This is a genomic window from Streptomyces mashuensis, assembly GCF_014654785.1.
Classification (GTDB): domain Bacteria; phylum Actinomycetota; class Actinomycetes; order Streptomycetales; family Streptomycetaceae; genus Streptomyces; species Streptomyces mashuensis.
The window spans coordinates 170,845-182,982 of record NZ_BNBD01000002.1 but is presented as its reverse complement, the minus strand read 5'-3'; the positions used below and the strand labels follow the sequence as shown (position 1 = coordinate 182,982).

Below are 12,138 nucleotides of genomic sequence, written 5' to 3'. Positions count from 1 at the left end.
CCGACAGGCGTAGGCCGCCGCCGACGGGCCACCGACAAGCCACCGACAAGGCACCGACAGGAGGAAAAAAGGGGGACGCCCGGGGGTGCGCGTGCACCCCCGGGCGTCCCTTCGGTCTCTCTCCGCTCCTAGTGGAACGAGTGCTCCTCCGCCGGGTACGCGCCGCCCACGACGTCCTCGGCGAACGCCTTCGCCGCGTCGCCCAGCGACTCCCGCAGCCGCGCGTACTGCTTGACGAAGCGCGGCATGCGGCCGGCCGTCATGCCGGCCATGTCGGTCCACACCAGCACCTGCGCGTCGCACTCCACGCCCGCGCCGATGCCCACCGTCGGGATGTGCAGCATGCGCGTGACCTCGGCGGCCAGCTCCGCCGGGACCAGCTCCAGGACGACGGCGAACGCACCCGCGTCCTGCACCGCCTTGGCGTCGCGCAGCAGCTGCTGCGCCGCTTCCTCGCCGCGCCCCTGCACCGGGTAGCCGCCGTAGGCGTTCACCGACTGGGGAGTGAGGCCGACGTGCGCCATGACCGGGATGCCGGAGCGGACCAGCAGCTCGATCTGGTGGGCGGAGCGCTCGCCGCCCTCCAGCTTGACCGCGCCGACGCCCGCCTCCTTCACGAGCCGGGTGGCGCTGCGCAGGGCCTGGACGGAGCCCTCCTGGTACGAGCCGAACGGCAGGTCGCCGACGATCAGGGCGCGCTTGGTGCCCCGTACGACGGCCGCCGACAGCAGCAGGACCTCGTCCAGGGTGACCGGGACGGTCGACTCGTAGCCGAGGTGACAGTTGCCCATGGAGTCGCCCACGAGCAGGACGGGGATGCCCGCCTCGTCGAAGACGGACGCCGTCATGGCGTCGTAGGCGGTCAGCATGGGCCACTTCTCGCCGCGCTCCTTGGCGGCGGCTATGTCGCGGACGGTGATGCGCCGCGAGGTCGTCCCGCCGTACAGCGCCTTGGTGCCGGCCTTCGGGGCGGCCGTGCTGCCGGGGCTGCTGTCGGGGGTCTTCAAGGCATGCGTCATTGCCGTGGCTCCTGTGTGTCGTCTCGAGGCGCCCTGACGGCGTCCCCGGATCCCCTCCATGCTGACACGCCGCCGCGGGGCGGGGAAGCGGCGGGTCGCGCCCGGAACCGGAACCGTGCGGTACGAGGTCGTAGGACAGCAAATCGTGTAAAACTTCGCCCTACGCGACCGACCCGTACCGGAATCCCGCCTAGGGTGTGTCCATGGCAACACGCGCAGTGTCACCGGTGCCGGCGGCGGGCGCGCCCCGCCAGATCCCCGAAGCCGTCCACCGCAGACGGTGGGCGATCCTGGCGGTGCTGCTGTGCAGCCTGCTCGTGGTCGTCCTGGGCAACTCCGTCCTCAACGTCGCCATGCGGACGATCTCCGCGCCGCCCCCCATCGGCCTCGGCGCCACGCAGAGCCAGCTGGAGTGGGCGATCAGCGCCTACACGCTCGTCTTCGCGGGGATGCTGTTCACCGCCGGCCTGCTGGGCGACCGGCTGGGCCGCAAGAAGGTGCTGCTGGCCGGCATGGCCGTGTTCGGCACCGGTTCCGTCCTCGCGTCCATGGCCGCCTCGCCCACCGAGCTGATCGGCTACCGCGCGCTGATGGGCCTGGGCGGGGCGCTGGTCATGCCGTCCACGCTCGCCATCATCATGAACGTCTTCGACCGCGCCGAGCAGCCCAAGGCCATCGGCATCTGGGCCGGCGCGGTGGGCCTGGCCATCGCCATAGGGCCGGTCACCAGCGGCCTGCTGCTCGCCCACTTCTGGTGGGGCTCGGTCTTCCTCATCAACGTGCCCGTCGTCGCCTCCGCCGTCGTCGCCATGACCCTGCTCGTACCGGACTCCAAGGACCCGGACCCCGGCCGCCTGGACCCCGTCGGCGTACTGCTGTCGGTGATCGGGCTGGTGCTGCTGGTGTACGGCATCATCACCGGCGGGCGCCTCGCCGACTTCACCGAACCCCGGGTGTACGGGACGGTCGGCGGCGGGCTGCTGGTGCTCGTCCTCTTCGTGGTGCACGCGCGGCGCAGCGACCACCCCGCCATCGACGTCCGCCACTTCCGCAACCCGGCGTTCTCCGCCGCCGTCTCCTCGCTGGCCCTGGTCTTCTTCGCCCTGCTGGGCGTGACCTTCTTCATGGCCTTCTACACGCAGAGCGTGCGCGGCTTCACCCCGCTGCAGAGCGGCCTGCTGATGCTGCCGCTCGCCGTGGCGCAGATGGCGTTCGCCCCGCGCGCCCGGCTCGTCGTCGACCGCTTCGGCGCCCGCGCCGTCTGCACCGCGGGCATGACCCTCATGGGCCTGACCATGGCCGGCTACGCACTGCTGGACGAGCACACCCCGCTGTACGTGCTGGAGCTGCTGTTCTTCTTCCAGGGCACCGCGATGGCCCACATCACGCCGCCCGCCACCGTCTCCGTGATGCAGGCCCTGCCCCGCGAGAAGGCCGGCTCGGCCTCCGCCGTGAACAACACGTTCCGGCAGGTGGGCGGGGCGCTCGGCGTCGCCGTGCTCGGCTCCGTCCTCTCCGCCTCCTACCGCGACCGCATCGACGACCGGCTCGCCGCCGTCCCCCACCTGCCCGCGGGCGCCCGGCACGAGGCGGGCGAGTCCATCGAGGCCACCCTGAACACCGCCGCCCGGCTCGGCCCCGCCGGCCACGACCTCGTGCGCTCCGCGCACGCGGCGTTCGTGCACGCCATGCACCTCACCGTCCTCGGCGCCGCCGGCGTCGCCCTGCTGGGCGCGGTCGTCGCCGCGGTCTTCCTGCCCGGCCGGCCGGCCACGGGCGCCGCCGGCGGGCCGGTGCGCCCGGACGCGGAGAAGGAGCCGGCGACGGAAGCGGGCCAGTGACCGTTTTGCCTGCTGCGCCCGGGATCATGACGGCCTGATGCCCGCAAGGTGCCCGCAATGTGCCCGTTGTGTCACAGCCCCCCGCACCGGCCGAACCGGAGGAACCCGCTCCCGGGGGGCCGTCGTCCTCCACCGCGACGCCCCCGCCAGGGGCGTCCGGTCAGCCCCACCCTTGAAGATCACCTATCGTCGGGGGCCGGGGACGCAGTGCACGGAGCAGTGAGGACGAAGCGGATGCCGCAGGCGTACATGGAGCAGACGGGGCACGGGACGACCGGCCCGGAGGGGTCCGGAACCGGCGCCCGGCGCTTCCTGGGCCGCGGTGCCGGCGACTGGCGCGGCCCCGGCATGTGGCGGCGCGGCATCGTCCTCGCGGCCCTCGCGGCCGTCGTCGGCCTGCTGATGCTGCTGCACTCCGAGATCCCCAACGGCGTCGGCAACCTCGGCAGCCTCACCGAGACCTTCCTGCCGTGGCTGGGCCTGTTCGTACCCCTGCTGCTGGTCCTGGCGGTGCTGCGCCGCTCGGCCACCGCCCTGATCGCGCTGCTGCTGCCCGCCGTGGCGTGGGTCAACCTCTTCGGCGGCCTGCTCAGCGACAAGAGCGGCAAGGGCGGCGACTTCACCGTCGCCACGCACAACGTCAACGCCGAGAACCCCGACCCGGCCGCCACCGCCCGCGCCGTGGCCGCCTCCGGCGCCGACGTCGTGGCGCTGGAGGAGCTCAGCGACGCCTCCCGTTACGAGAAGGCGCTCGCCGGCACGTACCGCTACCACTCGGTGCAGGGCACGGTCGGCGTGTGGAGCAAGTACCCGCTGAAGGACGCCCGCCCCGTCGACATCCGCCTGGGCTGGACGCGCGCGCTGCGCGCCACCGTCGAGACGCCCAAGGGCCCGGTCGCGGTCTACGTGGCCCACCTGCCGTCGGTGCGCGTGAAGTTCCGCGCCGGCTTCACCGCCGGGCAGCGCGACCACAGCGCCGAGGCGCTCGGCCGCGCCGTCGCCGCCGAGCCCATCCGCGACGTCGTCCTCCTCGGCGACCTCAACGGCACCATGAACGACCGCTCCCTGGCCCCCCTCACGTCCCAGCTCCGCTCGGCGCAGGGCGCGGCGGGCGACGGCTTCGGCTTCAGCTGGCCGGCGGGCATGCCGATGGCGCGCATCGACCAGATCCTGGTCCGCGGCGCGAAGCCGGTCTCGGCGTGGACGCTCCCCGCGACCCCGAGCGACCACCTGCCGGTGGCGGCCCGCGTGAAGCTCGGCTGAACTGCCTGCCCAGGACTGGCGGCGGCGAACGCACCGGAGCCCGCCACGGTGTTGGTGGCGGGCTCCGGAGCCGGTTTCAGCGGCCGCGGCGGCTACGGTCCGGCGATCAGGCCCGAGGATGCTCCCGCAGCCGTATCCCGGCTGCCGCCCCGGAGAGCCTGTGCGGTGCAGACCGCCGCTGTACGCCGCGACGGATGGTCAGCACCAGCCTCCGCCGAGGTGGGAGAACGCCTTCCAGGCGGCCCTGGTCTTGCTTCCGGCTTGCCCGTCGACGCCGCCGGTGTCGTAGCCGAGGTCGACGAGAAACCTCTGGAGGGCCCGGATGGTGTTGCCACCGACGTCGCCGTCGACGGTTCCGGCGTTGTAATTGCGGTCGTTGAGGAAGAGCTGCCAGGCCTTCCAGCTCTTCTCGCCGAGCTGGCCGTCGATGGCGCCGGGGTTGTACTTACCGCGCGGTGCGGCATCCCGGACGTAGCACTGCACGCTCTTGCCTTCGGAGATGGAGAGGCCGAGGTTGTTGACGGCCTGGATGGTGACGGTCCGGGTGGGTGTCTGCTGGGCGGGGGCGGCGGCGGCTGCGGTTGCCCCGGCGAGGGCGCCGGTCAGGCCGAGGGTCAGGCCGGCGGCCGTGAGGGCGACAGCGGCCTTTGCGCGTCTGAACACGAATGTTCCCCTTCTTCCGATGGGACGGTTACCCGGGGTTGGTCATGCAGGCAGGTGCATACCAGCACTGTTGAAGGCGGGTCGAGCGCTGTGCGGAGGGTTGCCCATCAATCCGGCCCACCGCCGATCCGACCGATACCTCACACCTGCCCCGGGGCCGGTCCGGGGTGGTTCGGCAACCTGAGCACCGGAGTGGGGTCACAGCCAGGAGGTCACGAGCCGGGAAGCGCGTGACCACTTGTGGTGCACTGTGTACGCCTCGCGCTCGCGGAAATGGCGAGGAGCATGGGTCGGTCGCGACAACCGGTCGAAGGTGGTCGCGGGTGCACACTGGGAGCATGTGCCGCAGCATCAAGACGCTCAGGCCCCCGGTGACGCCGAAGGTGTCGGAGGAGGACGTCAGGGCGGCCGCCCTGCAGTACGTCCGTAAGATCTCCGGCTTCCGCGCCCCGGCCGCACACAACCGCGAGGTCTTCGACGAGGCGGTCGAAGCGGTGACGGAGGCGACGGCGCGCCTGCTGGAGGGCCTGGTGGTCCGCGGACAGCAGGGCGCCCCCACCGCCGGGACGTCGTCCCGGGAGTGAGGGCGCGGTTGCTGCTGTGCCGTACGGGGTCAGCCGACGAGCTGGACCTCGCTGTGGGTGCCGGTGGCGTCCACGTCGACGTAGTAGCTGAGGTTGCCGTCGGCCCAGCGGACGAGGAGGTCCTGGGCGGGGCCGCCGCCGAAGGAACCGGCCGCCATGATGTCGGCGTACTTCCAGGACGACCCGTGCTGGCGGAGGTCGACGCCCTCCACGAAATCACCGTTGGCCTCGAAGCTGCCCATGATGAAGGTCAGGCCGCTCTTCCAGCGGAGGAGGACGTCATCCCTGTCCTTGCCGGTGAACGGACCGGAGGTGACCACTGCACCCACTACATCCGGCGTCGCCTTCGTGATCTGGGTCTCCCTGGAGATGCCGTTGTCCCAGATGTCGATGTACGTGGAGATGGAGCCGTCCAGCCACACGACGACGAGGTCGTCCCGGAGGCCGTTGGAGGTGTGGCGGCCCACTGCGATGGACTTGGCGTTCTTCCAGCTGCTGCTGTAGGTCAGCGCCCGCTCCTCGCCGAAGCCGGCCTCGGAGGCCGTGGCGTACGTCGAGAGCTTGCCGGTGTTCCAGCGGACGGTGAGACCGTCGAGACCCTTGCCGTCCCGCTGGACGTTGGTGTTGCTGACAGCCTCGGCGTTCTTCCAGTAGCTGCCCGCGGGTGCGACCTGGACCTTGCTCGAGAACGGGGCCTTCGGGTCCTCGTGCGCCGACCCCTTGAGGATGCTGGCCGAGCCGTCGGTGAGGACGACGAAGAGGTCACGACGCTCGCCACCGTTCGGCGAGGTGAAGTTGCCGGAGACGGCGTGCGTCACCTTCTTCCAGTCGACCGACGCGATCACCGGGTTGGGCGCCGGGTTCGGCGCGGGCGCCGCGAAGCCGGGTGCCGCGGCACCCACGACCACGGCCGCGGCAGCCGCCGCGCCGACCAGGGTCGTACGCAGACGAGAAGTCATCAGAAATCCCCCCCAGGAGCTCAAAAACAACAGATGTGGACCGATGTCCCATCAGGTTGATCAAAACCTAGCACCAGGGTCGGACAGGCGGGCGAGGCATTTTTTCGCCCCAAAGCAGCGCCCAGATGGCGAAAAACCATGCAAACAACGGTCCGGCGGCCCTCAGACCCCCTCCCGCCACCTGTTCGTGATCGGGAGGCGGCGGTCCTTGCCGAAGCCCTTGGGGGAGATCTTGGTGCCCGGGGGGTACTGGCGGCGCTTGTATTCCGCCGTGTCGACCAGGCGGAGCACCCGGGTCACCAGGTCCGGGTCGAAGCCCTCGGCGACGATGGACGCGTGGCCGCGGTCGCGGTCGACGTAGAGTTCCAGGATGCGGTCCAGGACCGGGTAGTCCGGCAGGGAGTCCGTGTCGACCTGGCCCGGGCGCAGTTCCGCGCTCGGGGGCTTGGTGATGGAGTTCTCGGGGATCGGCGGCGTCTCGCCGCGTTCGGCCGCGGCCCGGTTGCGCCAGCGGGCCAGGCGGAAGACGCCCGTCTTGTAGAGGTCCTTGATGGGGCCGTACGCGCCCACCGAGTCGCCGTACAGCGTGGAGTAGCCGCAGGCCAGCTCCGACTTGTTGCCGGGGGCCAGGACGATGTGGCCCTCCTGGTTGGAGAGGGCCATCAGCATCGTGCCGCGCAGCCGCGACTGGAGGTTCTCCTCCGCCAGGCCCGTCAGGCCCAGCGCACCCATGTACGTGTCGAACATCGGCGCGATCGGCACCGTACGGAAGTGCAGCCCCGTGCGCCGCGCCAGTTCCTCCGCGTCGGCCAGCGAGTGCTCCGACGAGTACCGCGACGGCATCGCCACGCCGTACACGTGCTCCGGCCCCACCGCGTCGCACGCGATGGCCGCCACCAGCGCCGAGTCGATGCCGCCGGACAGGCCGATCAGCACGCTCCGGAAGCCGTTCTTCCGGACGTAGGCGCGCAGGCCCTGCACCAGCGCCGAGTAGACCTCCTCGTCGTCGCCGAGGTGCCGGGCCGGCCCGCCGCGGAACACCGGCTCGTAGGGCGGCAACGGGTCGGCGGACAGCGTCACGTGCTCGATCCGCAGCCCGTCGTCGACCACGCCCGACGGCACCTCGGCCGGCGCCTGCGGCAGGTCCAGGTCCAGGACGAGGCAGGTCTCCTCGAACTGCGGCGCCCGCGCGATCACCTCGCCGCCGGCGCCGACGACGATCGAGTCGCCGTCGAAGACCAGCTCGTCCTGACCACCCGTCATCGCCAGATACGCCGTGGTGCAGCCCGCCTCCTGGGCCCGCTTGCGCACCAGCTCCAGCCGCGTGTCGTCCTTCTCCCGCTCGTACGGCGAGGCGTTGATGGACAGCAGCAGCCCCGCCCCCGCGGTACGGGCGGCCGGCACGCGGCCGCCCTCCTGCCACAGGTCCTCGCAGATCGCGAGCGCCACGTCCACGCCGTGCACCCGCACCACCGGCAGCGTCTCGCCCGGTACGAAGTACCGGAACTCGTCGAAGACCCCGTAGTTCGGCAGGTGGTGCTTGGCGAAGGTGAGCACCGCCTCGCCGCCGTACAGCACGGCCGCCGCGTTGCGCGGCGCGCCCGCCGGGCGGCCCAGCCGCGGCCGGGCCTCCTCGCTGCGGTCCAGGTAGCCGACGACCACCGGCAGCTCCCCGAACCCCTCGTCCCGCAGCCGCACCGCGAGCGCCCGCAGCGCCGCCCGCCCGGCCTCGACGAACGACGGGCGGAGCGCCAGGTCCTCGACGGGGTACCCGGTCAGGGCCATCTCGGGGAACGCCACCAGGTGCGCCCCCTGCCCGGCCGAGTGCCGCGTCCAGCGGAGGATCGCCTCCGCGTTCCCGGCGAGATCACCGACGCAGGAGTCGATCTGGTTCAGGGCGAGACGAAGCTGAGCCACGCCGCCAGTGTATTCGTCTGACTGACGCTATGCGCCCTGGCGGCGGTAGCCCAGCACCGTCATCATGCCCGCCTCCGCGTGGTAGACGTTGTGGCAGTGGAGCATCCACAGGCCCGGGTTGTCCGCGTCGAAGTCCACCGCCAGCCGGGTGCCCGGCAGCACGATCGCGGTGTCCTTGCGCGGCCCGCCGTCCGGCAGCGCGAAGGTGTGGCCGTGCAGGTGCATCGGGTGCCACATCGTCGTGTCGTTGACGAACGTCAGCCGCACGCGCTCGCCCGCCGCCACCGGGTAGCGGTGGCCGTCCGCGTACGTCCGGCCGTCGATCGCCCAGTCGTACTTCTCCATCGACCCCGTCAGGCGGAGCGTGAGCTCCCGGTCCGGGCGCCGCCCGTCGAGCCGCACGCCCTCGGCGGCCTTCAGCCGGCGCGCGGTCAGCGGCGCGCTCTCCAGCTCGCGCGGCCGTACGTCCGCCGCCGGGGCCTCGCCCCCGCCCGTACGGAGCAGCGCGAGGGCGGTGCGGTCCTTGCCCTCGGCCAGTGCGGTCAGCGGGAACACACCGTCCTCGGCCCGCACCAGCACGTCGTAGCGCTCGCCCATGCCCAGCAGCAGCGCGTCCGTCTCCGTGTGCTCCACGGGGAAGCCGTCGGTGTGCGTGACGGTCATGCGGTGGCCGCCGAGCGCCACGCGGAAGGCTGTGTCGCCGCCGGCGTTGATCAGGCGGATGCGGATGCGGTCGCCCGGCCGGGCCGTGAACGTCCGCGGGTCCTCGGCGGTGCGGCCGTTGACCAGGTAGTGGGGGTACGCGACGTCACCGGCGTCACCGCCGAGCAGCTCGCTGGTCGCGCCCATGAGCATGCGGGAGGGGCCGGAGGGGGCGGGGGAGGAGGGGGACGTGCCGTGTTGCATCCCGCCCCCGTGCTGCATCCCTCCGTGGTCCGTCCCGCCGTGCTGCATTCCGCCGCCGTGCTGCATCCCGCCCATGCCGCGCCGGAGCTCGGCGAGGACCGCGTCCGGCGTGCTGCCGTCCACGCCGTCGACCCAGTCGTCGAGGACGACCACCCACTCCTTGTCGTACTGCAGCGGCTCCTTGGGGTCCTCCACGATCAGCGGCGCGTACAGGCCGCGGTCCTGCTGGGTGCCGGAGTGCGGGTGCAGCCAGTACGTGCCGGGGTGGGTGACGGTGAAGCGGTAGTCCTGCGAGGCGCCGGGCCGTATGGCGCGCTGGGTCAGGCCGGGGACGCCGTCCATGTCGTTGCGCAGGGCCAGGCCGTGCCAGTGGACGGAGGTGGGCTCGGGCAGGTGGTTGGCGAGGGTGAGGCCGAGCGTCTCGCCGGCGCGGAGGCGCAGCTCCTTGCCGGGCAGCGCGTCGTCGTACGCCCAGGTGGTGACCGTACGGCCGCCGCCCAGGTCGGCGCGGGCCGTGGCGGCGGTCAGCCGGAACGACCGCAGCGTGCCGGGCCGGCGCCGCGACTCGGCCGCGGCGACCTCGGGCCCGTCCGGGGCGACCCAGTCGGCGGCCCGGGCGGACGGCGACGAGCTGCCGCCGCCCTTGCCGGAGCAGGCGCTCAGCAGACCGGTGGCCGCGAGGGCGACCCCGGCACCCAGCACGCTGCGGCGGCCGGGAGAGGAAGGGGCGGAAGGGAAGGAGGGGAGAGAAGGCGTGGAAGACATGGGGCACCTCGGTGCTGTCGGTTGTCGGTGGGTCGCTGGCGTACGTGAGCGGGGCGCGGCGCGCTCCTATACGCGCAGCACCGACAACCGGGCGAGGGCTTTGTGCCGGGGCGGGGGAGGCCGGCACCACTGGGCACGGGAGAACCAGGCGCGGCCGCGGGGTGCGGAACCGCGGCCGGCCGTCGTCCGCAGCAGGACCAGGGCGGCGAGCGCGGCGAGCAGCAGCAGGACGGTGGCCCAGCCGGTGCCGAGCACGGCCAGGCACACGGACATGGGGTCCATGCCGCCGTGGGCGGGGGAGACGGCGCGCGGGCCGTCGTGCGCGGCGGGAGCGCCGTGGCCGGCCGCATGACCATCCGCATGACCGGCCATCGCCCCCATGGCCACGGTCGCCCTGTCCGTATCGTGATCGCGCGGGTGCCCGAGTGTGTGCATGGTCACGATGCCCAGCAGCAGCGCGGCGAGCAGCAGCAGACGGCCGCACCACGCGCCCGTGCCCCGCTCCCGCCGCATTCTCCGCCTCCCCCGGGCTCGTTGACCTCTTCCGCACCCTACCCCTCCCGGGTATGCGCGGCCCCAGCCGGTCCGGCACGGCCCCACCCCCACCCTTGATCGGGTGTGCGGCAAACGGCACCAAGGACCGATCATTGGGCGAAAAGAACCAGCGCGAACCACCCCGCACGGCCCTGAAGGACGCTCCTCCCCCCATGACCCTCTCGGAACAGGTACGGGACGAACGTCCCCAGGCCCCTGCCGCCACGCCCGCCCCTGCCGTCACCCCCGGTGCCACCGGCCGGCAGTTCATCTCCTGGGCCACCCTGGCGATGATGACCACGGCCTCCGTGGCGAACCTGCGGCCCGCGCCCTCCATGGCCCTCTACGGCCTGGCCGCCGTCTTCCTCTACCTCGTCCCGGCCGTGGTGTTCCTGCTGCCCACCGCCCTCGTCTCGGCCGAGCTCGCCTCCGGCTGGCCCGGCGGCGTCTACCGCTGGGTGAGCGAGGGCCTGTCGAAGCCGCTGGGCTTCCTCGCCGTGTGGTGCCAGTTCGCGATGACCATCGCGTACTACCCGAGCCTGCTGGCGTACGTGGCGAGCACGTTCGCGTACGTCGTCGACCCGTCGCTGGCCGGCAACGGCCTCTACGTCGCGCTCGTCATCGTCGTCGTCTACTGGGCCGGCGTGCTGATCTCCGCGCGCGGCACCAAGGCCGTCGCCGGGCTGTCCAGCGCGGGCCTGGTCGTGGGCACGCTGCTGCCCGGCGTCGTGCTCGTCGTCCTCGGCCTGGTCTTCCTCGCGCAGGGCAACCCGTCCGCCGCGCCCATGGACGCCGGGCACGTGCTGCCGCCGTGGACCGGCCTGGCCAGCCTCGTGCTGATCGTCGGCAACTTCCTCTCCTACGCGGGCATGGAGATGAACGCCGTGCACGTGACCTCGCTGCGCGAGCCCGGCCGGCAGTACCCGCGGTCGGTGTTCGCCGCCACCGGCCTCGTCCTGCTGATCTTCGTCCTGCCCGCCCTGGCGATCAGCTGGGTGATGCCCGGCGAGGACCTGAGCCTGACCGCCGGCGTCATGCAGGCGTTCCAGGGCTTCTTCGACCACTTCGGTGTGGGCTGGCTGACGAAGGTCGTGGGCCTGCTGCTGGTCGCCGCCGCCCTCGGCGGCATGCTGACGTGGCTGGCCGGGCCGTCCCAGGGCCTGCTCATGGTCTCCCGGCAGGAGGGCTACCTGCCGCCGTCGCTCCAGAAGCTCAACCGCAACGGCGTCCCGCGCACCATCATGGTGGCCCAGGGCGTGCTGACCACTCTCATCGCGCTGCTGTACGCCTTCGTGCCGAACGTCTCCAGCGTCTACTGGATCTTCTCGGTGGTCACCACGCAGATCTACCTCGTGGTCTACCTGCTGATGTTCGCCGCGGCCGTCCGGCTGCGGCGCACCCGCCCCGGCCACCCGCGCGGCTTCCGCGTGCCGGCGCTGCACCTGGTCGCGGGCACCGGTTTCGCGGCGTCCGTGGCGGCCATGTGCATCGGCTTCGTCCCGCCGGAGCAGTTCGGCGGCCAGCCGCTGTGGCGCTACCTGCTGATCGTCGGCGGCGGCCTGTTCACGCTGGGCTTCCTGGCGCCGCTGGCCTTCCTCGCCCTGCGCAAGCCGCACTGGGCGACGGCGGCGGAGGACGACCGGGAGACCGCCGGGGACGAGCGGCCCGCCGCCGTCCAGTAGCTTGT

General features: G+C 72.4%; 10 protein-coding genes. 4 read left to right on the top strand and 6 right to left on the bottom strand.

The annotated features are described in order from the left end of the window. Positions 1 to 128: 128 nt before the first annotated feature. A complete protein-coding gene (panB, locus tag IE305_RS05955; RefSeq protein ID WP_229890626.1) occupies positions 129 to 1,019 on the bottom strand; it encodes a 3-methyl-2-oxobutanoate hydroxymethyltransferase in 891 nt (296 codons plus the stop codon). A gap of 203 nt (positions 1,020 to 1,222) precedes the next feature. On the opposite strand from panB, the gene IE305_RS05950 reads away from it, so the two are divergent. Both IE305_RS05950 and IE305_RS05945 read left to right on the top strand, forming a co-directional pair. Beyond that, positions 1,223 to 2,860, top strand: a complete 1,638-nt coding sequence (locus IE305_RS05950) for an MFS transporter (RefSeq protein WP_190128376.1) — start codon at positions 1,223 to 1,225, stop codon at positions 2,858 to 2,860. Between the two features lie 348 nt (positions 2,861 to 3,208). Continuing rightward, positions 3,209 to 4,123, top strand: coding sequence for an endonuclease/exonuclease/phosphatase family protein (locus tag IE305_RS05945; protein WP_373311544.1), 915 nt, complete (start codon positions 3,209 to 3,211; stop codon positions 4,121 to 4,123). Between the two features lie 198 nt (positions 4,124 to 4,321). On the opposite strand, the gene IE305_RS05940 is transcribed toward IE305_RS05945, so the two are convergent. Next, a complete protein-coding gene (locus IE305_RS05940) occupies positions 4,322 to 4,786 on the bottom strand; it encodes a peptidoglycan-binding domain-containing protein (RefSeq protein ID WP_190128374.1) in 465 nt (154 codons plus the stop codon). Positions 4,787 to 5,124: 338 nt separating this feature from the next. Between IE305_RS05940 and IE305_RS05935 the strand changes: the two genes are divergently transcribed. Then, positions 5,125 to 5,370, top strand: a complete 246-nt coding sequence (locus IE305_RS05935) for a DUF2277 domain-containing protein (RefSeq protein WP_190128373.1) — start codon at positions 5,125 to 5,127, stop codon at positions 5,368 to 5,370. 29 nt (positions 5,371 to 5,399) lie between these two features. On the opposite strand, the gene IE305_RS05930 is transcribed toward IE305_RS05935, so the two are convergent. The 4 genes from IE305_RS05930 to IE305_RS05915 form a co-directional block, all read right to left on the bottom strand. Then, positions 5,400 to 6,329 (bottom strand): hypothetical protein, encoded by a 930-nt coding sequence (locus IE305_RS05930; protein ID WP_190128372.1) that lies wholly within the window; start codon positions 6,327 to 6,329, stop codon positions 5,400 to 5,402. Positions 6,330 to 6,491: 162 nt separating this feature from the next. Further along, positions 6,492 to 8,246, bottom strand: coding sequence for an NAD+ synthase (locus tag IE305_RS05925; protein WP_190128371.1), 1,755 nt, complete (start codon positions 8,244 to 8,246; stop codon positions 6,492 to 6,494). Between the two features lie 27 nt (positions 8,247 to 8,273). Then, positions 8,274 to 9,917: a multicopper oxidase family protein gene (locus IE305_RS05920; protein ID WP_190128370.1), complete on the bottom strand. Its 1,644-nt coding sequence runs from the start codon at positions 9,915 to 9,917 to the stop codon at positions 8,274 to 8,276. Between the two features lie 66 nt (positions 9,918 to 9,983). Then, positions 9,984 to 10,430 (bottom strand): DUF6153 family protein, encoded by a 447-nt coding sequence (locus tag IE305_RS05915; protein WP_190128369.1) that lies wholly within the window; start codon positions 10,428 to 10,430, stop codon positions 9,984 to 9,986. Between the two features lie 194 nt (positions 10,431 to 10,624). On the opposite strand from IE305_RS05915, the gene gadC reads away from it, so the two are divergent. Further along, complete coding sequence (gene gadC / locus IE305_RS05910; RefSeq protein ID WP_190128368.1) at positions 10,625 to 12,133, top strand: glutamate/gamma-aminobutyrate antiporter GadC; 1,509 nt, start codon at positions 10,625 to 10,627, stop codon at positions 12,131 to 12,133. Positions 12,134 to 12,138: the final 5 nt, after the last annotated feature.

Bases quoted from the DNA above. Each gene is read 5' to 3' on its own strand.
- IE305_RS05945 (WP_373311544.1), top strand. From the start codon at position 3,209: ATGTGGCGGCGCGGCATCGTCCTCGCGGCCCTCGCGGCCGTCGTCGGC.
- IE305_RS05915 (WP_190128369.1), bottom strand. From the start codon at position 10,430: ATGCGGCGGGAGCGGGGCACGGGCGCGTGGTGCGGCCGTCTGCTGCTG.
- panB (WP_229890626.1), bottom strand. From the start codon at position 1,019: ATGACGCATGCCTTGAAGACCCCCGACAGCAGCCCCGGCAGCACGGCC.
- IE305_RS05935 (WP_190128373.1), top strand. From the start codon at position 5,125: ATGTGCCGCAGCATCAAGACGCTCAGGCCCCCGGTGACGCCGAAGGTG.
- IE305_RS05930 (WP_190128372.1), bottom strand. From the start codon at position 6,329: ATGACTTCTCGTCTGCGTACGACCCTGGTCGGCGCGGCGGCTGCCGCG.
- IE305_RS05950 (WP_190128376.1), top strand. From the start codon at position 1,223: ATGGCAACACGCGCAGTGTCACCGGTGCCGGCGGCGGGCGCGCCCCGC.
- gadC (WP_190128368.1), top strand. From the start codon at position 10,625: ATGACCCTCTCGGAACAGGTACGGGACGAACGTCCCCAGGCCCCTGCC.
- IE305_RS05920 (WP_190128370.1), bottom strand. From the start codon at position 9,917: ATGTCTTCCACGCCTTCTCTCCCCTCCTTCCCTTCCGCCCCTTCCTCT.